Here is a 21056-nt window from a genome sequence, read left to right as displayed (position 1 = left end):
CTCGGGGCTGACAAGCGGGCTACATGGGGCCGCATCCCATGTCGGGCTGGTTCGGGTCCGGAACCACTTCGGCGTGCACCCGGAGGGAATGTCCCGCCTGGAGCTGGAGATCCGTGCGCGAATACGGGTGGTAGTACAGCCGCTCGAAGCGCAGCGTGTATTGCCCCGGCCGCAGGTTCGGGATGCGGAAGTTCCCCTGGAGGTCCGTGACCACGACCTCTTCTCCCTGGAGGGAAGGGGAGGCCGCGGTGACGACCATGTCCGGGATGGGCTTCCGGGTGCCGACGTCGATGACGGTGCCGAAGATGGCGCTATCGGACCGGGCGCTCGTGGGGGCGGAGGCCAGCAACAACGCGAGGCACGGCAGGACAAGGAATCTCATCGTTCGATCTCCATCCGGTAGCCTACTCCTCGCACGGTCTGGATGGAGAAGCGGGACGCGCTGGTCCACTTGAGCTTGCGCTTCAGGCTGGAGACGAAGTTGTCCACGGTGTGCGGATCCACCACCACGTCCGTGCCCCATACGGCGTCCAGGATTTCGTCGCGCTTGAGCGCCCGCTCGCGCTCCTTCACGAAGAAGGCCAGCAGGTCGAACTCCTTGCGCGTCAGCTCCACCTCCGCGCCCTCCGGTGACTCCACGCGCCGCCGGTCCAGGTCCACGCTGTAGCCCGCGAAGCGCAGCAGCTTCGCCGGAGCGACACCCCCGCCGCGCTTCAGGTGCGCGCCCACGCGGGCCAGCAGCTCGCGCAGCCGGTAGGGCTTGCCCAGGTAGTCCTGCGCGCCGGACTCGAAGCCGCGCACCACGTCCTCCTCCAGCGTGCGCGCGGTGAGCATCAGCACCGGCACGCCCATGCCCTCCTCGCGCAGCGAGCGGCAGAGCGCGTAGCCGTCTCCGTCCGGCAGCATCACGTCCAGGAGGATGAGCTGGAAGTCGCGGCGGGACAGGTGCTCGCGCGCCTCCTTCACCGTGGCGGCCTCCTCCACGGCGTAGCCACCCTGGTGCTCCAGGTTGTCCCGCAGCGCGAGCCGCAGGTTCGGGTCGTCCTCCACGACGAGGACGGTGGGGGCGGCGGTGGTCATGCGGTGCTCCGGTACTCGGGAAGGGTCAGTTCGAAGGTCGTGCCTTCGGGGCTGGAGTCCGCCACGCGCAGCGTGCCTCCATGAAGCCTTGCGATGCGCCGGCACAGCGCGAGCCCCAGCCCGCTGCCGGGCACCTCGCGGCCGTCGCGGCCGGACAGCCGGTAGAACTCTCCGAAGACGCGCTCCCACTCGGGCTTGGGGATGCCGGTGCCGTTGTCCGTGAAATGCACGCGCCCTCCGGACAGCGTCTGGACGTGCAGCCGCACGGGGCTGCGGGTGTTGTACGCGCACGCGTTGCGCGCCAGGTTCGCCAGGAGGAGCCGCAAGAGCTGCGCGTCCGCGTTCAGTTCGCGCGCGTCCACGTCCGCGGTCAGCTCCACCGGCACCGGCGCGCTGGACTCCAGGTCCCGGCGCAGGTGGGAGACCAGCTCATCCAGCCGCACCGGCGCGAGCTTCGGCGCCCAGCGCCCCTTGTCGATGCGGTTGAACGACAACAGGTTCTCCACCAGGAAGCCTAGCCCGTCCGCCTCGCGGATGATGCGCGAGGGGTAGTCCTTCGCGTCCGCGCCCTCCGCCACCCGCCACTCCAGCGTCTCCGCGAGCAGCCGGATGGACGCCAGCGGCGTGCGCAGTTCGTGCGACACCGTGGCCACGAAGTCGCTCTTCAGCTCCAGGAAACGGTACTTGCGCTGCTGCGCCACGAAGGCCAACGCCGCGATGACGAGCGCCAGCGCCGCGCACAGCGCCAGCATCAGCGTCTTGAGCCGGTAGCGGCTCTCCAGCGCATCTTCGCCCCGAGCCCACGCGGACGACTCCACCGCCACGGGCAGCGACGCCAGCGTCATCACCGGCGCGTCTCCCGGCAGGGCCACGCGCCCGTCCGACTCCAGCAGGCCGCGCTCGCGCATCTCACGGGTGAGCCCCGCCAGCAGCCCGGGCAGGTCCAGCGCCAGTCCGCGCACGTCCGCCCCCTGGAGCGGTTCCAGGTACCAGCCGGACCTGACCAGCAGCGGCTCGCGCACGGCCTCCGGGAGCGGCAGCGGCGTCGTGGCCAGCTCGCGCGCCCGCGCCTCGAAGTCCCCCACCGGCACGCCCACTCGCGCGGAGAGCGCCGACACCTTCTCCCGCAGGAACTCGAAGTCCTCCGGCGTGAAGCGTGAGCGCTTGAGCAACAACAGCCGCTGCAATCCCTCCAGCCGCCCGCCGCCCTGCCCATCCAGGAGCCCGTCGCGCACCAGTCCGCGCATCAGGTCCGGCACCACATCGCCTCGCGCCGCCACGTCCTCCAGCACCACCAGCAAGGACGGAAGGTCCCGCGTGGACGCGAGCACGAAGCGGGCGCGGTGCTGGAGCAGCGCCATCAACGACAGCAGCGTGGCCTTGCGGTCCTTCGCCTTCAGCGCCTGCTCCACCAGTGCCATCCGCTCCAGCCGCTCGCTCCACGGACCCTCGTCCTCGTCCGCGACCTCGGTGCCCGCGCGCAGCCTGGCGTAGCGCTCCTTCGCGGGCGCGTCCCCGGCCGTGTCGAACTGCGCCAGCCGGGGCAGGACCTGCTCCCCCTGTTCCCGCAGGTACAGCCCCGGCGTGGCCACGAGCGGATCCTCCTTCGCCGCCGCCAGCGTGCCGCGCGCACCCTCCAGGCCTTCGCGCAGCGCCTGTCCCAACGACGCGCGGGCGTACTGCTCCAGGGCCTCGCGCCGGGAGCGGAGCGAGGCCCGCGCGTCCTCGCGTTCCGCGGCGAAGATGCGGTGGAGATAGCCCAGGCCAACCCCGAGCCCGGCGAGGCCGAGCACGAGGGCGACGAGGGTGGGCAGCAGCCTGCGCGGCATCCGGATCCGTTCCTACTTGATGGTCGGGACGCGGTCGGCGTCCATGGTGCGGACCGGCGCGATGGACTCGAAGCGGTCCTCGCGGCGGTCCAGCTTCTTCGCCAGCCGGATGAGGTCGCCCAGTTCCGCCACGTCCTTGCGCGCCTTCAGCGGCGTGCCCAACTCCTCCCAGAGCGATACGAGCGCGTCGTAGGTGAGCGGGCGCGCCCAGTAGGAGCCGCGCAGCTTCTCCGCGAACGCCGCGGCGACGTAGGACAGGCGGGTGGGGGAGGCGGCCTTCTCATACGCGGGACGCAGGAGCGTCACGGGCATGGCCTTCTCGATGAGCTTCGAGCTGCCGCCCTCCGGGGCCTTGTAGCGGATGCGCAGCGTGCCGAAGTTCGTCTGCGACGGGTCGCGCAGCTTCACTTCGTACAGGGCGGTGACGGCGTGGCCCGCGCCCACTTCACCCGCGTCCACGCGGTCGTCGTTGAACTGCTGCTTGGTGAGCAGCCGGTTCTCGTAGCCGATGAGGCGGTAGCGGGACACCGTCTTGCGGTCGAACTCCACCTGGAGCTTCACGTCCTTGGCCACGACCTGGAGCGTGCCGGTGAGGTTCTGCACGAAGATGCGGCGGGCCTCCTCCAGCTTGTCCACGTAGGAGTAGTTGCCTTCACCCACCTGGGCCAGCCGCTCCATGAGCACGTCGTTGTAGTTGCCCATGCCGAAGCCCACGGTGGACAGGGTGATGCCTGCCGCCGCCTGCTCCTTCACGCGCTGCCAGATGCCGTCCGCTTCGACGATGCCGTTGTTCGCCACGCCGTCCGAGCAGAGGATGATGCGGTTGATGCCGCCCTTGATCATGTGGCTCGCGGCCAGCGCGTAGCCCAGCTCCATGCCGGCCTGCGCGTTGGTGGAGCCTTCCGACTGGACGCTGTCGATGGCGCTCAGGATGGCGGCCTTCTGCGTGGCGTTGGTGGGGGCCAGCACCTGATGGGCGGTGGTGCCGTAGACGACGATGGACACCCAGTCGCGCTCATCCAGCGCGTCCACCAGCAGGCGCAGCGAGCGCTTCACCAGGCCCAGCCGGTTCTCCATATCCATGGAGCCGGACACGTCGATGACGAAGACCAGGTGCCCCGGCTTGCGCTCCGCTCGGCTCACGTCGCGCGCCTTCACGCCGATGTGCACCACCTGGTAGCCCTTGCGCGCGGGGGAGGGGAAGCCCTCCACGTTCACGCTGAACGGCGCGTCCGGAGCGTTGGCGTAGTCGTAGTCGAAGGTGTTGACGAACTCCTCCACGCGCACGGCCTGTTCATCCGGCAGCGCGCCGCGCTCCAGGTAGGCGCGCGTCAGCGTGTACGACGCCGTGTCCGTGTCCACGGAGAAGGTGGAGAACCGCTCCTCCTCCGTGTCCACGGTGGGGTTCACGCCGTAACCCTTGAAGTACATGTCGAAGAAGCGCTGGCCCTGCGGGGCCACGGTGCGCTCCGGCGCGGGCTGCGGCGTGGGGACCGCAGAGGCCTGGGGCGCGCGGTACGTCGTCTGCGGCGTGCCGTCCGGGACGACGATGTGCATGTACGGCAGGGCCCAGGACGGAGCACGCGCGCGGTCGTTCTTGTCGAGCGGGCTGCTGTTGACGCCGAAGGCCGGGTCGTTCGTGGACAGGCCGTCCACCACGTAGCCGTTCTCGGGTGAGGTCGCGCCGTTGATGGACACGCCGTACTGGTCGGACCTGGCGCTCGGAGCGACCTCGGCCAGAGACTCGAACTCACGCTTTGCACCGCCCTTGCCCACCGGGCGCGCCACCGCGATGCGCTTGACGAACTCCTGGTCCACGTTGACGCCCATGTTCGACGAGCCCACGTCGATGGTGGGCGGCGCACCGATGATGGTCTCCACCTGTGGGAAGGGATCCGGCCGCAATTCCGCGTTCACGCGGAGGGTGCGATTGGGGAGCAACTGGATCTCATGGGCGTAAGGCTTGAAATCCTCCTTTTCGAACCGCAAGACGTACGTGCCGGCGGGAAGCTGAGGGATGCGGTAGTTCCCCTGGGCGTCCGTGACGACGACCTGTTCGCCTTCCATGCTCGGCGACCTCGCGATGACGACCACGTCCCCCACGGGCTTCTTGGTCTCGACGTCAATCACCGTGCCGATGATGACGCTCGTGGCGGCTGTGCCCGCGTCGGGCTGGGCTCCCACGGGCGCGGCGGACATCATCAGGAACAGCGGCAGCGTGCTTCTCAGGAGGGACTTCAGCATGAACCACCTCTCGCGCATCAGGGTGGAGCCATCATCCAGATGCGCCCCGCATCGAACCGCACGGCGGGCTCGTCTCCTCATCATGGTTTCATCATGGCGGGAAATCGTGCCGGGGGCCGGGTGTCCCATTAGAAAGGCCGTCCATGACGGCACTCGACACCCTCTTTCCCTCCGAAGAGCAGATTCCCCCCGGCGTGCGGCTGCCCGCGTACCTGGAGCAGCGCGAGTACCTGGTGGGCGGCGAGCTGCGCACCTGGGCCGGTGAGCTGAATCCGGTACTAAGCCCCGTGTTCGTCCGGACCCCGGAAGGGCTGAAGCAGAAGGTCATCGGCGCCACCCCGCTGCTCACCTCGCGCGAGTCGCTGGACGCACTGGCGGCTGCGGTGAAGGCCTACGACTCCGGCCGGGGCGTCTGGCCTGGGCTCAAGGTCGCCGAGCGCATCGAGCACGTGGAGCGCTTCCTCACCGCCATGCGCGCCCAGCGCACCGCCGTGGTGAACCTGCTCATGTGGGAGATTGGCAAGACGCAGCCGGACTCGGAGAAGGAGTTCGACCGCACGGTGGACCTCATCGTGGAGACCATCCGCGCGCTGAAGGAGCTGGACCGCACGTCGTCCCGCTTCGTGCAGGACCAGGGCATCATGGCGCAGATCCGCCGCGCGCCCATGGGCGTGGCCCTGTGCATGGGGCCGTACAACTACCCGCTCAACGAGACCTTCAGCACGCTCTTCCCCGCGCTGCTGATGGGCAACACCGTGGTGTTCAAGCCGGCGAAGTTCGGCGTGCTGCTGGTGCGGCCTCTCTTGGAGGCGTTCCGGGACTGCTTCCCGCCCGGCGTCATCAACATCATCTACGGCCGGGGCCGGGAGACCGTGGGCGCGCTGATGGAGAGCGGGCAGGTGGACCTGTTCGCGTTCATCGGCACCAACAAGGGCGCCAGCGAATTGAAGCGCATGCACCCGCGTCCGCACCGGCTCAAGTCCGTGCTGGGCCTGGACGCGAAGAACCCGGCCATCATCCTGGAGGACGCGGACCTGGATAACGCCGTGAAGGAGTGCATCACCGGCACGCTGTCCTTCAACGGCCAGCGGTGCACGGCGCTGAAGCTCCTGGTGGTGCACCGGAAGGTCGTGGACGCGTTCCTCGCGAAGTTCACCGCCGCCGTGGACACGCTCAAGCCCGGCATGCCCTGGGACCCGGGCGTCGCCGTCACGCCGCTGCCGGAGCCGGGCAAGGGGACCTACCTCCAGGGGCTGGTGGACGACGCGGTGGGGAAGGGCGCGCGCGTGGTGAACGCGACGGGCGGGCAGGCGTCCAAGTCGTTCTATTCACCCACGGTGGTGTACCCGGTGACGCGCGAGATGCGGCTGGCCACCGAGGAGCAGTTCGGCCCGGTGGTGCCGGTGATGGTCTTCGACGACGACGCGGAGGCCATCCAGCTGGTGGTGGACTCGCCGTTCGGCCAGCAGCTGAGCCTGTTCGGGAAGGACTCGGCGCGCATCGGGCGGTTCATCGACGCGTTCTCCAACCAGGTGGGCCGCATCAACCTCAACTGCCAGTGCCAGCGCGGGCCGGACACGTTCCCGTTCAACGGCCGCAAGGACTCCGCGGAGGGGACGCTGTCCGTGGCGGACGCGCTGCGGGTGTTCTCCATCCGCACGCTGGTGGCGACGAAGACGACGGCGGACAACACGGCGCTCGTCCAATCCATCCTGACCCGCAGAGAGTCGGATTTCCTCACCACGGACTTCCTCTTCTAGTCCCGCCTTGGCCCCGGGTGGTATGCCCTGGGCCATCCCATGGCGCCGCGCACCACGACCCTCGAGCTGCACAAGGAAGAGATGAAGTTCTCCGCGGGGCACTTCACCATCTTCTCCGCCACGCACCGCGAGAACCTGCATGGGCACAACTTCTCCGTCTACGTCGCGCTGACGGGGGAGGTGTCCGACGACGGCCTGCTTTCGGACTACGGTCCGCTCAAGCAGGCCATCATCGCCCGCTGCAAGGCCTGGAACGAGACGTTCTTCCTGCCCGGCCACTCCAAGCACCTGCGGCTGGAGCGGGACGAAAAGGGCAACCACGTGGCGCACTTCAACGGCGAGGAGCTGCGCTTCCTCCAGCGCGACGTCACGGTGCTGCCGGTGGCCAACGTGTCGCTGGAGGAGCTGGCGCGCGTCTTCGGCGAGGAGCTGGTGGGCGACGGCAGCGCCATGGCCCGCGACCACATCACCGGGCTGGTGGTGAAGTGCGCTTCGGGCCCCGGCCAGTGGGCCTCCTGGGAGTGGAAACGCGATGTCTGATCAGGTCCTCATCACCGGCGCCAGCCGGGGCATTGGCCGGGCGGCGGCGGAGCGGTTCCGCAAGGAGGGCTGGCGCGTCATCAACGTGTCGCGAAGCCCGTGCATCGTGCCGGACGTCGTGAACGTCCCGGTGGACCTGGCCGTGCCGGGCTGGGAGCCCGCGGTGGAGAAGGCGCTGCGCGACGGCGCCGGACAGGGCCGCCTGAGCGTCATCCACAACGCCGCCCTCTACGAACATGACGACGCGCTGACCATGGACGCGGACCACCTGCGCCGCGTGCTGGAGGTCAACGTCGTGGCGCCGCTGGTGCTCAACCGCCTGGCGCGGCCGCTGCTCACGGACGGCTCGTCCCTGCTCTACGTGGCGTCCACGCTGGGGGAGAAGGCCGTGAAGGGCGTGGCGTCCTACGTGACGACCAAGCACGCGCTCATCGGGATGATGCGGGCCACCTGCCAGGACCTGGCGGGGACGCAGGTGCACACCGCCGCCGTCTGCCCGGGCTTCACCGACACGGAGATGCTCCGCGAGCACCTGGGAGCCGACCCCGCCGTCCGCGCGAGCGTGGCGGGGATGACGACCTTCGGGCGGCTGATTACCCCGGAGGAGATCGCCAACGTGCTCTACCTCTGCGCCACCACCCCCGTCCTGAATGGCGCGGTCATCCACGCCAACCTGGGACAGATCGAGCGCTAGCGCCTGCTTCAGCCTTCCTGCGCGTAGACGGTGCACGACGACGTGCACGTCTCCGCCACGCGGATGCGCGCGACGGTGGTGCCGGGCACGTTCACGCGCTCGAAGAGCCACGCGGCCAAGAGCTCGCTCGTGGGGTTCTCCAGGCCCGGGACGTCGTTGAGCAGCCGGTGGTCCAGCTGGGCGTGCAGCGGCTGCCAGGCGGCGTTCAGCTCCGCGAAGTCCACGATCCAGCCGAAGTGCGGGTGCACGGGGCCGCGGAGGGTGATTTCAATGCGGTAGCTGTGGCCGTGCACCCGCGAGCACTTGTGCCCTTCCGGAACGTTGGGCAGGCGGTGCGCGGCCTCGAAGGTGAACTCCTTCGAGATTTCGGTGACGAGGGTGGGCTTCTTCACGGGGACGGCCTCCATTCGGCGGCCTTGTATCCGCGTTCCCCCCGTGCGTCCACGGCTCGTCTCGGCGGGCGGGCACTCAGACGCCGAGTGCGGCTCCCAGCCGTGCGAGCACGCCCGGCCAGCCCGGCTTCATCCCCTCGAAGGCGCGGCGGCCCACGACGGGCCGCACGTCGCCCGCGGCCCACCACTTCGCGTGGAGCTCCGGGGTCGTCAAAGCCTTCCACACGGCGGCGGGCGGATGGGCATACACGTGGTCCAGCTGGATGACGGCGGGGGGATTCATTTTCGGGACTCCTCGTCGAGCACGTCCTCGAGCGCGGCAAGCCGCTGCTTCCCGTAGTGCGTGAAGGCCTTGAGCCAGTCGTCCACCTCCGACAGTGGACGCGGATCCAGGTGGTAGTAGCGCTCGCGGCCGCGCGGCTCCTCGCGGACGAGCTTCGCCTTGCGAAGCACCTGGAGGTGTTCGGAGACGGCGGGCCGGCCCAGGTTGAAGCCGCTCGCCAGGTCGTTCACCGCGCGCGGCCCCTTGCGCAGCTGCAGCAGGATTTCCCGGCGCACCGGATTGGAGAGCGCCGCGAACACATCCGGTTCGGACATGGCCCGGATTGATACGTCGGAAACTTCCGACACATCAAGAGGCGTCGGAAATCTCCGACGCGTCTAGCGGCGGGCGGCGCGCTGCTCCCGGCGGACGGGGAGGCGCAGGAGCTGGGCGTAGCGCGCGAGCCGGTCCTCGAAGCGGCGGGAGTCCCGGCCCCAGTGCACGACGACGTTGCGGTCCGGGTCCTTGTGGTGCGTCAGCGCGATGCCGTACTCGTCCTGCGCGCCAATCCAGTCCGGGTGGTGGCGCCGCTCGCAGTCGAGCCCCACGTAGTGCTCCAACGGCTCGCTCCAGGTGAACGCGCTCAGGGCGCCGCCGCCGCGCAGGGAGACCTCCGAGGCCGTGACCACCACCTCCAGCCGCGTGCGGACACACCGCAGGATGAACGTCACGGACACGAAGCCGCCGAGCACCACCACCAGGGGCAGCATCCACTCCTCGCGCAGCCGGGCCGGGGACAGGCCCTGGTCCAGCGCGTAGGCCAGGGGAATCACGACGAACAGCACGAAGGACAGCAGCGGCCACACGACCTGGCCCGCCAGCGGACGCGTGTGGAAGCGCAGGGGGAGGTTTCCCCCCATGTCCATCTTCTGGGGGACCGGTGAGAGCACTTCGAAGAAGGACATGGGCCGGGCGTCTCGGGGGAGCGGGCGGGGATGTCTGCCTTTGCGCCAAGCTCAGCACGGCCGTGAATGCAGTGTCCACGGCTTACCGGGTAGTCCTGAAGTGCTCGGAAGGGGTGGAATTGAACCCCAGGGGCTCACCGGGGCGGTCGTGGGTTCCTGGCGCACGGGTTGCTATGAGTCATCACACCGGCCGGGCAGGGTGCCCGGCCGTGGCTCTCCGCCCGCGATGCTCCCCGAACACTCCCGCTCGCCCGTGGTCCCTGGACCTCGGCGCGGCTTCCTGGCCACGACGGCTGTCCTCGCGCTGCTGTGCCAGCCGCAAACGGCAAGACGGAGTGGGCGCGCCGCTCGCCGTACGTCTATTGAAGGGCCATCCGGCCTACGATGCCGCCGGCATGACGGCGCCGCGAACGCGAGGATGGGCAGGGCTTGTCACGGTCGTGGGACTGCTGGCGCTGCTCGCGTTCGTCTATTGGCCCGTCTTCACCGGGCATCTGCTCGCGGGACGGGATTTGTTCCGCATCTTCTTCCCGGACTCGGCCTTCCTGCTGGAGTCGCTGTGCGCGGGTGAAGTGCCTTTGTGGAACCCGTACCTGCGCCTGGGGCAGCCGTTCGCGGCGACGCTCTACTCGCAGGTGTACTACCCGCCGCGCTGGATCGCCGTGCTGTTCGGGGGGCCCATCGCGTCCATGACGCTGATGCAGCTGTTTCACGTCGTGCTCGCGGCGGTGGGCGTGTCCCTGCTGTGCCGGAGGCTGCGCGCGTCGTGGATCGCGGCGGCCATCGCGGGCGCCGCGTTCGGGCTGTCCGCGATGATGACCCGGCTGGGCCTCCAGCAGAACCTGGTGGACGCCGCGGCCTGGAGCGGCTTCATCCTGAGCGCAGCGCATGACGCCACCCGCCGCCCGGGACGTGGCCCCCTGGCGCGGCTGGCCGTGTACGGCGCGCTGTCCCTCTTCGCCGGCTCTCCGGAGACGACGCTGTGGCAGGGGATGCTCGCGGTGCTGGTGGCGGCCTTCGCGCCACGACAGGAGAAGCGGGCCCGCGTGCGTTCGGTGGCGCGCGTGGCGGGAGGCTTCGCGCTGGCAGCGGTGCTCGCGGCGGTGGCGCTGCTGCCCACCGCCGAGTTCGCGCGAAACTCCCTGCGCCTGGATGACGCCTGGAAGTGGCGGCTCGTCTGGTCCGTGTCGTGGCCGCAGGTGCTGTCCGCGCTGTGGCCGTTCGCGGACTGGCCTCGGGGCAGCTACTGGGGGGATGACCAGTGGTTCATCCTCAGCCTCTTCCTGGGCACGCTGCCCTGCGCGCTGGCCATCCTGGGCGCCGTCCGGGGACCCCGGCGGGTGCGGGCCTTCACCGTGGGGGCGCTGGTGCTCCTGGCGCTGAGCCTGGGCCGGCACTTCGCGCCCTCGGCCTGGGTGCTGCTGCACGTGCCGCCGTTCTCACTCTTCCGCTACCCGGTGAAGTACTTCGTGGGCGTCGCGTTCTGCGTGGCCGTGCTGTCCGCCTTCGGAGTGGACGCGCTGGGCCGGCTGACGCGGCGCCTGCGCCCCTCACGTCTGCGCGCGGCCGTGGCCCTGACAAGCATGGTGGGCGCCATGGCTGTCATTGGCCCCATGGCCCGCCTCCTGGGCATGCGCGCCTCCGCCGATGCGGGCGCCCCGTGGGTGCCCCTGTGGCTGGGTTTGGCCGTGCTCGTGGTGCTCTGGCCGCGCGGCGCCTTCACGCGTCCACGCCGGGTGCGCCAGGGCATCGCGCTGCTCGTGGGGCTGGAGATTGCGGCGTCCCACGCGGTGCTGGAGCGGCCGAAGTACACGCCGCTGCAAGCGCTGCTGCGGCCCTTCTCCCTGCGCGTCTTCCTGCCCCAGCCCTACGCGGGCCGCATCAGCGTGGACATCCAGGGCCCGGAGGACCCGTCGCGCGTGGGCAAGGGGAACACCATCGAGCGCAGCCGCGAACAGCTCATGCCCAACCGCTTCGTGGAGGAGCGCCTGCCCGCGCTGGAGGGCTTTGGCGCCCCCGAGCCCCGGTACACGGACGTCTTCCACGACGCGGGCCTGCGCACCGTCTTCGACCTCACGGGCGTCACCCACTACCTGCGCCACGGGCCGCCGCCCTTCGACGACCTGGAGCTGCTCAACACGGCGGAGGACGGCACCACCCTGTCGCGCTCGCGCACCGCGATGCCTCGCGCGTTCCTCGTCCAGCGGGCCCGCGTCGTCACGGATGAACAGGCGCTCGCGGCGGTGGAGGACGCCTCCCAGCCCTTCCGGCACACCGCCTTCCTCGCCACGGGGGAGCCGCTGGAGCGGCCCGCGTGCACGGGCAGCGTGGAGTGGGTGCGCCAGGGCGCCCGGCATCTGGAGCTGAAGGTGGACGCCTGCGACGACAGCTACCTCGTCGTGTCCGACAGCCATTACCCGGGCTGGACCGCGACCGTGGATGGACAGGATGCGCCCATCCACCGGGCGGACCTGGCGCTGCGCGCCGTGCGCATCCCTCGCGGCGTGCACACGGTCCACTTCGACTACCGCCCGCTGAGCTTCCGTCTGGGGTTGGCCCTGTCGGTGCTCGGCTGGCTGGGGCTCATTTCATGGGCCGCACGACGCGGAAAATCTTCCTCGCGATGATCCGGTCGCGGGCCTGCTCGGTGATGCGCGTGGACTTCACCTGCAGGTAGATGGACGGGTGGTCCGAGTAGAACTTGCCCTCGGACTTCAGGTGCCGCGAGCCGCTGGTGCCCATCAGGCCGTACATGCCCTGGCCGACGAACTCCAGGTGCTCCGTGTCCGCCTGGTAGTAGCCCATGTAGTGGGCGTTGCCGGAGGAGTTCGAGTACTGCTGCAGGAAGAGCGGGATGGCCTCCGGGCTCTGGTGGGGCAGCATGTACGTGGGCCGGGACTCCGGCTGGCCGTCGAAGAAGACGCCCCGGCTGCCCTGGGACGTCTCTTGAAGGTCCATGTTGAAGTCGCCCACCATCACCTGGATGCCCTCGGCCACGCAGAACGCCTGCAGGGCCTTGTGCTCCACCCCGCGCTCCTGCGCGTTGGAGCCGGTGAGTGACGCGCGCAGGTGCACCCCGGCCACCGTCACGCAATGGCCGTACCGGTTCCCCAGCGTCACCTTGAGGATGTACTCGTCCTTGGCCTTCAGCTTCGCCTGGATGGACGCCGTCTTGCGCGTGACGGTGGTGGCCTCCAGGTAGAAGCCGTCCTCCTTCGTGTTGTCCACCTGCCGGTCGATGTCCTCCCGCAGGTAGAGGGCGATCTCGTTGACGTGCTTGATGCCCTTGACCGTCGAGTTGTCGATGAGGTGCCTACGCACGTAGGACATGCCCAGGCCAGACAGGCCGATGCGGTCCGGGAAGGGCGAGCCGGTGGGGTTCTCCGACAGGAAGATGAAGACGGGGTAGTGCTTGTAGCCGCGCAGGTTGCGCTCGATGCGGTTCTTGCGCCGGTCGCTCCACTGGGACGTGTCCGCCGCCTGGGGGCCGTTGCTCTTCAGCCAGGACTGGTAGTTGTCGTCGTAGTCGGAGTCGGGGTTGTACACGTTGCGGATGAGGTCGCACTCCTGCTGCACGATGTCCGCGAGCTTCGCCGCGATGTCCGGCCCCGCCAGGAAGTCGCTGGCGGCCATGCCGGGGACCAGCGGGTGGGCCAGGTTCGCCCCGTCCACCCGCGCCCCGGTGTCATCGAACGACGCGCTCAGCCCCTTCACGCCCTTGGTGGTGTTGGCCTTGTAGAACTTCTTCGCGGCGTCGAAGGGGATGAACAGGATGGAGATGCGGGGGAGCGTCGCGGTGTCGATGCCCTCGTCGAATTCGCGCTTCGGCATGGCGGACCCCCGGCGTGCGTGAGGGCGACTCTACTTCCAGGAGCAGCCCTTGATCTTCTTGCAGAAGGCTTCGTTGGTGGCCTTCTCGCAAGCGATGGCCACGCCGCCGCACATGTTGGACCCGAACATGTAGGCACAGCCAGGCTGGCTGCTGCAGTACATCTGGGAGAAGACGCCACAGAAGTTCGCCTTGCCCGTGCAGCGGCCCGCGCCCTGGGACGCGGTGGCGTCCTTGTCCGGCGTGGCGGCCGTGCCCGCGTCCTGGCCCTCCACCCCGGCGTCCGCCTTCGCCGCCGGCGCGGGCTTGGACTTCTTCGCCGGGTCCGCCGCGTGGGCGGGAGCCCCCAGCAGGGCCGCCGTCACCGCGAACGCCATCAGGAGACCGACACGCTTTCCGTGCTGCGCCATGTTGCTGTCCTTTCGCTGTGGAACCGGCCCGTCCCCCGCCATAACAGTCCACGGGCGAGGGAGTCAGCGGCGTGCAGCATGCCCGCCTGTCCGCACGGGAGTCGAGCGGCCGCGCCCCCTTCAGCGCAAGGGCAGCAGCTCCCGCGCCAGTTCGATGAAGGCCCGCAGGGGACGCGAGGCCCGCGCCCGGTGGGGGTAGTAGAGGAAGAGGCCGGGGACGGTGGGGGCCCAGTCCTCCAGCACGGGCTTCAGCGCGCCGGAGCGCAGCGCGGGGGCCGCTTGGATCTCCGCCAGGTAGGTGAGCCCCAGCCCCGCGTGCGCCATGTTGAGGAGCAGCGCGGAGCTGTCCGACGTGAGCGGCCCCTTCACGGGTACGGCGAGCTCCTTGCTCCCCTGTTCGAACTCCCAGTGGTAGGGCAGTCCTGTCGACGTGCGGACGCCCAGGCAACGGTGCTTCGCCAGGTCTCGGGGATGCCGGGGCGTCCCGTGCCGTTCGAGGTACGCGGGCGCGCCCACGACGAGGAAGCGGAAGGCTGGCGTCAGGCGCACCTGGACCATGTCGCGCTGCACGGCTTCCGTGAGCCGGATGCCGGCGTCGTAGCCCTCCTTCACGATGTCCACGAACCCGTCCTGAACGGACACGTGCACCTGTACCTGCGGGTACGCCGCGGCGAAGCGCGGCAGCACCGGCTCCAGCACGAGTGACACGGAGAAGGTGGGCACCGACAGGCGCAGCGAGCCCGTCACCTGCGACGTGTCCCCGGCGGCCAGGTGTTCGAGCGCCGCCAGAGCGGACTGGAGCCCCGGCGCTGCTTCGTCCAGGAGCCGCTGTCCCGCGTCGGTGAGGGACACGCTGCGCGTGGTGCGCGCGAGCAGCGGCTGTCCCAGCTTCGTCTCCAGCTGACGCACCGCCTGGCTCACCGCGGACGAGGACACGCCCAGCTCCTTCGCGGCCTGGCTGAAGCTGCGCCGGCGGGCGACGGTGACGAACACGGTCAGGGCGTTGAGGGGTGTCAGGGCCATTTCGAAGAAAGTCTAAACAGTCCCTGCAACTTCCGCGTCTTCAGCTGGAGGCCGCCGGACGGCACCTTGTGCGCATCCAAACGGGAGGACGCACTCCATGACGACGACCGGTCGAATCGATTCGCTGGCGCAGTACCACCTGCTGGGCCGCAGCGGCCTGCGGGTGAGCCCGCTGTGCCTGGGCGCCATGACCTTCGGCACCGAGTGGGGCTGGGGCAGCCCCAAGGACACCGCCCACCGCATGCTCGCGCGCTATCTGGAGGCGGGCGGCAACTTCGTGGACACCGCGGACGGCTACACGGGCGGCTCCAGCGAGGCCATCCTCGGGGACTACTTCGCGCAAGCCGGTGGCCGCGACCGCGCGGTCCTCGCGACGAAGTTCACCATCAACACGTCCCCCGGGGACCCGAACGCGGGCGGCAACGGCCGCAAGAACATCCGCCGCGCGCTGGAGGGTTCGCTGCGGCGGCTGAAGACGGACTACGTGGACCTGTACTGGCTGCACGCGTGGGATGGCATCACGCCCATGGAGGAGGTGATGCGCACGCTCGACGCGCTCGTGCGCGAGGGCAAGGTCCGCTACTTCGGCCTGTCGGACGTGCCGGCCTGGTACTTCGCTCGCGCGCAGACGCTGGCGGAGCAGGAGGGCTGGGAGCGCGTCGTCGCGTTGCAGCTGGAGTACTCGCTGGTGGAGCGCAACATCGAGCGCGAGCACATCCCCGCGGCGCTGGCGCTGGGCGCGTCCATCACGCCGTGGAGCCCGCTGGCGTCGGGGCTGTTGTCCGGCAAGTACACGCGTGAAGGCACGCAGGCGAAGGGCGAGGGCCGGCTGCCGTCCATCCAGGGCGGAGGCAACCCGGGCTTCGAAAAGCTCTTCACCGAGCGCAACTGGGCCATCGTGGACGTGCTGCGCGAGGTGGCGAAGGAGCTGGACCGCTCCCCTGCGCAGGTGGCGCTGGCGTGGGTGACGCGCCGGCCGGGCGTGGCGTCCACCATCATCGGCGCGACGCGGCTGGAGCAGTTGGAGGCGAACCTGCACGCGCTCGACGTCCAGATTCCCGCGGAGCTGGCCGCGCGCCTGGAGGCCGTGAGCCGTCCGGAGCTCGTCCACCCGTACCACTTCTTCGAGTCGGACTTCTTCACCGGAGGCATGTTCACGGGCGGCACCACGGTCCGCGCGGAGCCCACCTGGTTCCGGCCCTCGCCCCGGTAGTGGCTTACCGGGGGACCGCGCCGTGTCTCAGCAGCAGCGCGGCGCGGTGGATGGCGTTTAGATTGGAGGCGGTCGCCAGCTGCGCAGAGTCTGAAGTCCGTGCCGACCGACACCGAGGTGCAGAAGACGCGGCCATTAAGCGTCTTTCCGAACCCATCGGCTCTTGGCTCGTTCCCCTGCTGATGGCCTGTCACCATGGGAGGCCTGACGGTGCGCTACAGGCCATGCCTGAAGACCAGCTCCATCCATGATGGACTGCATCGTTCCCGCTTCCATCGCTCACTTTCAGCAGTGCCTCCATACTGTGAGGCCGCTCAGCTATGATTCTTAGGATTCTTTTGAGCGGATATGTCGTGGGGAGCAATGATGAGCGCGTTCACATTTCAAGTTCGTGCGCCGGAGCTTCATCTGAATGATTCTCTGGACGAAATTTCAAGTAAGATAAAGAATGGTAGCTTGCCGCAGTTGTCGGTCCGGCTAGATGAGAAGTCTGCAGCTCTTTTTAGGCCTCAGCTTGAGAGCGACTGGGGCTCTTTATATTCAGCGTTGCCTGATTTCTTCAGCCAGTTCGTCCGAGGTCGTTGGCATGGGAAGGATCACCAACATCTCCCAACGACGCTAGTCGGGGATTTCGGAGAGTTCCTGACGGCAAGAGTGCTTCGCCAGAAGGGGGCGACCCGCATCGCTCGTGTCATCCGGGCTGCTGGACTACCCAGACCAGACTTCGTTGCTTGGTTCCCTAAGCGGTCGGAAGTGATCGCTATTGAAGTGAAGTCCGGCTCTGTCAATGCTCGCAGGCTTGAGGAGTTGACCCGGAACGCAACACGCTCTGGAACAAGTAGACATTCGTTCAACCTGTGCGCGCATCTGCGCGACCGACGTCAGGATGGCATTGAGCAGTTGAATGGCTTGATAGTTCACCCAGGAAAGAGTCGTCCGCCAGTTGGTAATCCGCTGAGTTTAGGGCACGCCCGTGTTCCTGCGCATCGTAGCGCAGTGGCGACGCCATACTTTATTGATGGTCGAGTTGCAGAGGCGGGGATGCCTTGGTCTAAGCATTCAGTTCCGCGAGCGTGCAAACCATTGCGATGTATGGAGTGTGTTTCGTCCAGTCATGGCAAAGGGATGCCCGTGTTGCTTCCCATTTTCTTCAACTCAAAAGTTATCCTTGAGCCCCTGAAGCCGCCGAATGATCTGGATGGTTACGTTCGCGCTCACGCGCTCGCCGCTAGCGCCGTTTGGACGAAGTCCGAGACGTTGTTTCAATCAGCGTGGAAGCATCTTGTTTCGCTTCTTGCTCCTGGGCGCCAGAGCGGCAATGACGCCTATGCGTTGGATGCGCATCTGCTGGATGTTCTTGCGGCAGCAGTTGAGGCGGACATTGTCTCGGACGTGAAGGCGCGGTTTTCCGAGGCATCCTTTGATGCTGAGAGACTGGAATACCTTGTGAGTGCGCAATTGGACGAGGCTGAGTCGATATTCCAAGACGCCAAGGTGAACGCGCAACCGGTTGGGACTAGGCCGACAATCCCAAGTGCCGGGGTAAGTGCGCAACCAGCTAAGACTAGGCCGACAATCCCAAATGCAGAGGTGGACGCGCAATCAGTTGAGGCTAGACCGACAATCCCAGGCGCTATAGCTCAGGCCGTACCTCCTCGGGTCACCGCACTGATGGGACGTTGGGAGAAGTATTGGCGAAGGCGTCCGAATACCCGCAGAAAAAACAGACGTCGCCTTTCTTCGCTTGACCCGATCCAAGTGGAGGCGATCGGCTCGTGGATCAAGGAAACCGAGACGGACCAGTCGTTGATGGAAGCGACATTGGAGGCGCCTAGCGCAGCAATCCATTGGCTGCCTGTTGGTCCAGATGAACAGCAGGAGTTTAGAATTTCTGCCGTGGATGAACAAACTGCTCGAGTGGTGGCGACGACCATCTTGGAATTGCTGGTGTCGCGCAAGCCTAATGCGAAAAATTATGTGGTTGATCAGGTGGGAGACGATGAGTTGAGTTATGTCGTAGCCCGCGATGGACCCACGACTCTTGGAGAGGTCCTCATTAGCCGGGACGGGGCTGCCATCGTGCGAGTTTGATTAGCGGTTCGTGATAGCCAATTGGCGTCCCCTTATCGCACTCAGGGGACCGCGCCGTGCCGCAGCAGCAGCGCGGCGCGGTGGATGGCGGCGCGGATGCGGACGTAGGTGCCGCAGCGGCAGACGTTGTCGCTCATGGCCGCGTCGATGTCCGCGTCGGACGGCTGCGGGTTTCTTCGCAGCAGCGCCACCGCGGCCATGATCTGCCCCGGCTGGCAGAAGCCGCACTGGGCCACGTCCTCGGCGATCCACGCCTCCTGCACCGGGTGCAGTCCGGAGGCGTCCGCCAGCCCTTCAATGGTCGTCACGTCGTGGCCCGCGATGTCGCCCACGGGGTGGAGGCAGGGACGGAAGGCTTCGCCATCCAGGTGGCTGGTGCATGCGCCGCAGATGCCCACGCCGCAGCCGTACTTGGGGCCCGTGACGCCCAGCACGTCGCGGAGCACCCACAAGAGGGGCAGGTCCGCGGGCGACTCCACCGACACCGGCTGACCGTTGAGGAGGAAGGAATGGGCCGGCATGGTCAGACTCCCTCGTCGAGGATGGGGAAGCGCGTGGGCATGGTGCCCGTTGCCCGGGCGATGGCGTTGGCCAGGGCCGCCGCCGCGCTGGGGTAGCCCAGCTCTCCCACGCCGCCCACGCGGTCGTCGGAGCGCACCAGGTGCACTTCGATGGAGGCGGGCGCGTGCTTCATCCGCAGCCAGCGGTAGTCCGCGAAGCTGCCCTCGCGCACCGCCCCCGCGTCGATGTGCAGCCCGGCGCTCAGCGTGGTGGACATCGCGTCCAGCGCGGCGCCCTGGAGCTGCGCCTCGATGCCCTTCGGGTTGATGGGCAGGCCCACGTCCGCGGCGATGACCACGCGCAGCACCCGCGGCGTCCCGGACGTGACGTCCACCTCCACGAGGTGGGCGATGGCGCTGTCCCACTCCTCCAGCACCGCGACGCCTTGCGCGAGGCCGGGGGGCAGCGCGCGGCCCCAGCCTCCTTCGAGCACCACGCGCTCCAGCACGGCCTTGAGCCTCCGGGACGTGAGGCGCGAGCGCCGCAGCTCCACCGGGTCCTTCTGGAGCTCGCGGGCCAGCTGGTCGACGAAGATTTCGTTGGCCACGCCCACCTGGCTGGTGAAGACGGAGCGGAAGGACGCGGTGGGGATGGGGAGCGGCACCTCCGCTAGCTCCTGCGCCACCCAGCCGAACTGATAGGGCACGTGCTGCGTCAGCGCGAAGAACACCGCGCTGGTGACGTCCGGCAGGGCCTGTCCCAGCAGCGACGTGAGCAGGTCCCCGAAGCCATGCGGGAACTCCACGGTGGGGATGGCGGCGCGGTGCTGCCAGCCGAGGATGGAGCCGCCAGGCCCCAGGGACGCGAGGATGCGGTGGTGGCTCGCGGGCCGGTAGTGCCCGTGGCGCATCTCATCGTTGCGGCTCCACATCAGCTTCACCGGCTGCCCGAGCGCCCGCGAGATGAGCGCGGCCTCCACGGCGGCCTCGGTGAAGAAGCGACGGCCAAAGCCACCTCCGGCGCGGATGGGATGCACGGTGACCCGCTGAGGGGTGAGCGCCCAGCCGAGCGCCCCGGCGACCTGGCTCCGCGCGAACTTCGGATCCTGGACACCGGACCAGATCTCCGCGGCGTCGTTCGTCACTCGCGCCACGCAACTCTGCGTCTCCATGGGCGCGTGCGCGAGGTAGGGGAAGTCGAACCTCCCCTCCACGACGCGGGTCGTGAACAGCGGAGGCAATGGCCGGGGGCCGATGGCGTCTCGCAGCCGGGTGCGGATGTTGGCGTCGGACAGGTGACTGGCCGGGCCCGGTGCCCAGGTGACCTGCAATGCGTCGCGCGCGGCGAAGGCCTGCGCGAAGGTCCGGGCCGCCACCGCCACGCCGGTCGGAAGTTGCACCACGCCCACCACGCCCGGCATGGCCCTGGCGGTGGACGCATTGAGCGACCGCACCGTGCCGAGCAGCGTGGGAGGCCGCGCCACCACGGTGGGCACCGCGTCCGGGATGTCCAGGTCCAGGGTGAAGCGCGCAGCGCCGGTGACGATGGCCCGCGCGTCGACGCGGCCCGTGGGCTGGCCGACCACGGTGTATTCGCGCGGGGGCTTCGGCAGCGGAGAGACCTCCGGCAGCAGCACACGCGCGGCGTCCTCGGCGAGCTCGCCGTAGCCGAGCCTGCGGCCGTCTGGAGCGCGGACCTCTCCCTGGGCGGTGGTGAGCGTGAGGGCCAGCACCCGCCAGCGGTGCGCGGCGGCGGTGACCAGCCGTGCCCGGGCCTCCGCGGCGGCGGCGCGGAGCGGGCCGGCCAGATAGCGCATGGAGGAAGAGAGCCCGGTGAGCTGGATGAGCCAGCGCGGATCCGCGTCGGCGGTGAGCACGTCCACGGCATCCAGGCCCGTGTCGAGCTCTTCCGCGACGAGCATGGACACGGCGGTGGTGATGCCCTGGCCCATCTCCGTGCGGGGCAGGGTGGCGATGACGCGCCCGTCGGTGCGGACGGCGACGTAGAGGTTGAGGGGCGTGTCCTCCGGGGCCGCGGACGGCTCCGCCGCCTGGGCGGAGGGCACATCGAGCGCGAGCCGCGCCGCGACCATCAGCGTGGGCGAGGCCACCAGCCACGTGAGGAACTTGCGGCGGTCGAGTCCGCTGGGAGGAGGGGCTGCGTCCGTGGGCAGCGTGTCAGCCATGGAGAAAGTCTGTCACGCGGTCATGACTGGACCCAACG

General features: G+C 68.7%; 19 protein-coding genes. 6 read left to right on the top strand and 13 right to left on the bottom strand.

The features are described 5' to 3' along the window. Window positions 1–19: 19 nt before the first annotated feature. The 4 genes from D7X96_RS04345 to D7X96_RS04330 are packed head-to-tail and all read right to left on the bottom strand — an operon-like array spanning window position 20 to window position 5153. Window positions 20–382 (bottom strand): carboxypeptidase-like regulatory domain-containing protein, encoded by a 363-nt coding sequence (locus D7X96_RS04345; RefSeq protein ID WP_120547482.1) that lies wholly within the window; start codon window positions 380–382, stop codon window positions 20–22. Beyond that, window positions 379–1080: a response regulator transcription factor gene (locus D7X96_RS04340; protein ID WP_120547483.1), complete on the bottom strand. Its 702-nt coding sequence runs from the start codon at window positions 1078–1080 to the stop codon at window positions 379–381. Before D7X96_RS04340 ends, D7X96_RS04345 begins: the two co-directional genes overlap by 4 nt. Further along, entirely contained in the window at window positions 1077–2909 is a 1833-nt protein-coding gene (locus D7X96_RS04335; protein ID WP_121769060.1) for a sensor histidine kinase, read from the bottom strand. The genes D7X96_RS04340 and D7X96_RS04335 overlap by 4 nt, the downstream gene beginning before the upstream one ends. Before the next feature lie 12 nt (window positions 2910–2921). Then, window positions 2922–5153, bottom strand: coding sequence for a YfbK domain-containing protein (locus tag D7X96_RS04330; protein ID WP_502260778.1), 2232 nt, complete (start codon window positions 5151–5153; stop codon window positions 2922–2924). Window positions 5154–5296: 143 nt separating this feature from the next. On the opposite strand from D7X96_RS04330, the gene D7X96_RS04325 reads away from it, so the two are divergent. From D7X96_RS04325 to D7X96_RS04315, 3 genes are read left to right on the top strand one after another with little or no spacing between them, the layout of a single operon-like run. Beyond that, complete coding sequence (locus D7X96_RS04325; protein WP_121722410.1) at window positions 5297–6913, top strand: NADP-dependent glyceraldehyde-3-phosphate dehydrogenase; 1617 nt, start codon at window positions 5297–5299, stop codon at window positions 6911–6913. Window positions 6914–6952: 39 nt separating this feature from the next. Beyond that, window positions 6953–7453, top strand: coding sequence for a 6-pyruvoyl trahydropterin synthase family protein (locus D7X96_RS04320; RefSeq protein ID WP_121769059.1), 501 nt, complete (start codon window positions 6953–6955; stop codon window positions 7451–7453). After that, window positions 7446–8147, top strand: a complete 702-nt coding sequence (locus tag D7X96_RS04315) for an SDR family NAD(P)-dependent oxidoreductase (protein WP_121769058.1) — start codon at window positions 7446–7448, stop codon at window positions 8145–8147. Before D7X96_RS04320 ends, D7X96_RS04315 begins: the two co-directional genes overlap by 8 nt. Before the next feature lie 8 nt (window positions 8148–8155). Here D7X96_RS04315 and queD read toward each other — a convergent pair whose 3' ends face one another. From queD to D7X96_RS04295, 4 genes are all read right to left on the bottom strand, one after another. Then, the gene (queD, locus tag D7X96_RS04310; RefSeq protein ID WP_120547488.1) at window positions 8156–8554 is read right to left on the bottom strand and encodes a 6-carboxytetrahydropterin synthase QueD; all 399 of its coding nucleotides are present in this window, start codon (window positions 8552–8554) and stop codon (window positions 8156–8158) included. A 61-nt stretch (window positions 8555–8615) separates the two neighbouring features. Then, window positions 8616–8822, bottom strand: coding sequence for an SRPBCC family protein (locus D7X96_RS04305; RefSeq protein ID WP_121769057.1), 207 nt, complete (start codon window positions 8820–8822; stop codon window positions 8616–8618). Beyond that, window positions 8819–9136 carry an ArsR/SmtB family transcription factor gene (locus D7X96_RS04300; RefSeq protein ID WP_120547490.1) on the bottom strand — a complete coding sequence of 106 codons (318 nt, stop codon included), beginning with the start codon at window positions 9134–9136 and terminating at the stop codon, window positions 8819–8821. The genes D7X96_RS04305 and D7X96_RS04300 overlap by 4 nt, the downstream gene beginning before the upstream one ends. A gap of 63 nt (window positions 9137–9199) precedes the next feature. Further along, complete coding sequence (locus tag D7X96_RS04295) at window positions 9200–9766, bottom strand: hypothetical protein (protein WP_120547491.1); 567 nt, start codon at window positions 9764–9766, stop codon at window positions 9200–9202. Window positions 9767–10161: 395 nt separating this feature from the next. Here D7X96_RS04295 and D7X96_RS04290 point away from each other — a divergent pair, with 395 nt between their 5' ends. Continuing rightward, a complete protein-coding gene (locus D7X96_RS04290) occupies window positions 10162–12393 on the top strand; it encodes a YfhO family protein (protein WP_121769056.1) in 2232 nt (743 codons plus the stop codon). Here D7X96_RS04290 and D7X96_RS04285 read toward each other — a convergent pair. The 3 genes from D7X96_RS04285 to D7X96_RS04275 all read right to left on the bottom strand — a co-directional run bounded on the left by D7X96_RS04285 (window position 12350) and on the right by D7X96_RS04275 (window position 15028). Beyond that, the gene (locus D7X96_RS04285) at window positions 12350–13597 is read right to left on the bottom strand and encodes a hypothetical protein (protein WP_121769055.1); all 1248 of its coding nucleotides are present in this window, start codon (window positions 13595–13597) and stop codon (window positions 12350–12352) included. The genes D7X96_RS04290 and D7X96_RS04285 overlap by 44 nt on opposite strands. Before the next feature lie 30 nt (window positions 13598–13627). Next, the gene (locus tag D7X96_RS04280; RefSeq protein WP_147442682.1) at window positions 13628–14005 is read right to left on the bottom strand and encodes a hypothetical protein; all 378 of its coding nucleotides are present in this window, start codon (window positions 14003–14005) and stop codon (window positions 13628–13630) included. A gap of 120 nt (window positions 14006–14125) precedes the next feature. Beyond that, window positions 14126–15028: a LysR family transcriptional regulator gene (locus tag D7X96_RS04275; RefSeq protein ID WP_121769054.1), complete on the bottom strand. Its 903-nt coding sequence runs from the start codon at window positions 15026–15028 to the stop codon at window positions 14126–14128. Between the two features lie 97 nt (window positions 15029–15125). On the opposite strand from D7X96_RS04275, the gene D7X96_RS04270 reads away from it, so the two are divergent. Together D7X96_RS04270 and D7X96_RS39475 are read left to right on the top strand one after the other, a co-directional pair. Beyond that, a complete protein-coding gene (locus D7X96_RS04270) occupies window positions 15126–16241 on the top strand; it encodes an aldo/keto reductase (RefSeq protein WP_121769053.1) in 1116 nt (371 codons plus the stop codon). Between the two features lie 363 nt (window positions 16242–16604). Then, the gene (locus D7X96_RS39475) at window positions 16605–18332 is read left to right on the top strand and encodes a hypothetical protein (RefSeq protein ID WP_158626547.1); all 1728 of its coding nucleotides are present in this window, start codon (window positions 16605–16607) and stop codon (window positions 18330–18332) included. Window positions 18333–18373: 41 nt separating this feature from the next. On the opposite strand, the gene D7X96_RS04265 is transcribed toward D7X96_RS39475, so the two are convergent. Together D7X96_RS04265 and D7X96_RS04260 are read right to left on the bottom strand one after the other, a co-directional pair. Beyond that, window positions 18374–18853, bottom strand: a complete 480-nt coding sequence (locus D7X96_RS04265; RefSeq protein WP_121769052.1) for a (2Fe-2S)-binding protein — start codon at window positions 18851–18853, stop codon at window positions 18374–18376. Window positions 18854–18855: 2 nt separating this feature from the next. Then, entirely contained in the window at window positions 18856–21018 is a 2163-nt protein-coding gene (locus D7X96_RS04260) for a xanthine dehydrogenase family protein molybdopterin-binding subunit (RefSeq protein WP_120547498.1), read from the bottom strand. Between the last annotated feature and the right edge of the window lie 38 nt (window positions 21019–21056).

It is taken from the genome of Corallococcus interemptor (assembly GCF_003668875.1).
In the GTDB taxonomy this organism is placed as follows: domain Bacteria; phylum Myxococcota; class Myxococcia; order Myxococcales; family Myxococcaceae; genus Corallococcus; species Corallococcus interemptor.
This window is presented reverse-complemented; position numbering and strand designations above follow the sequence as displayed.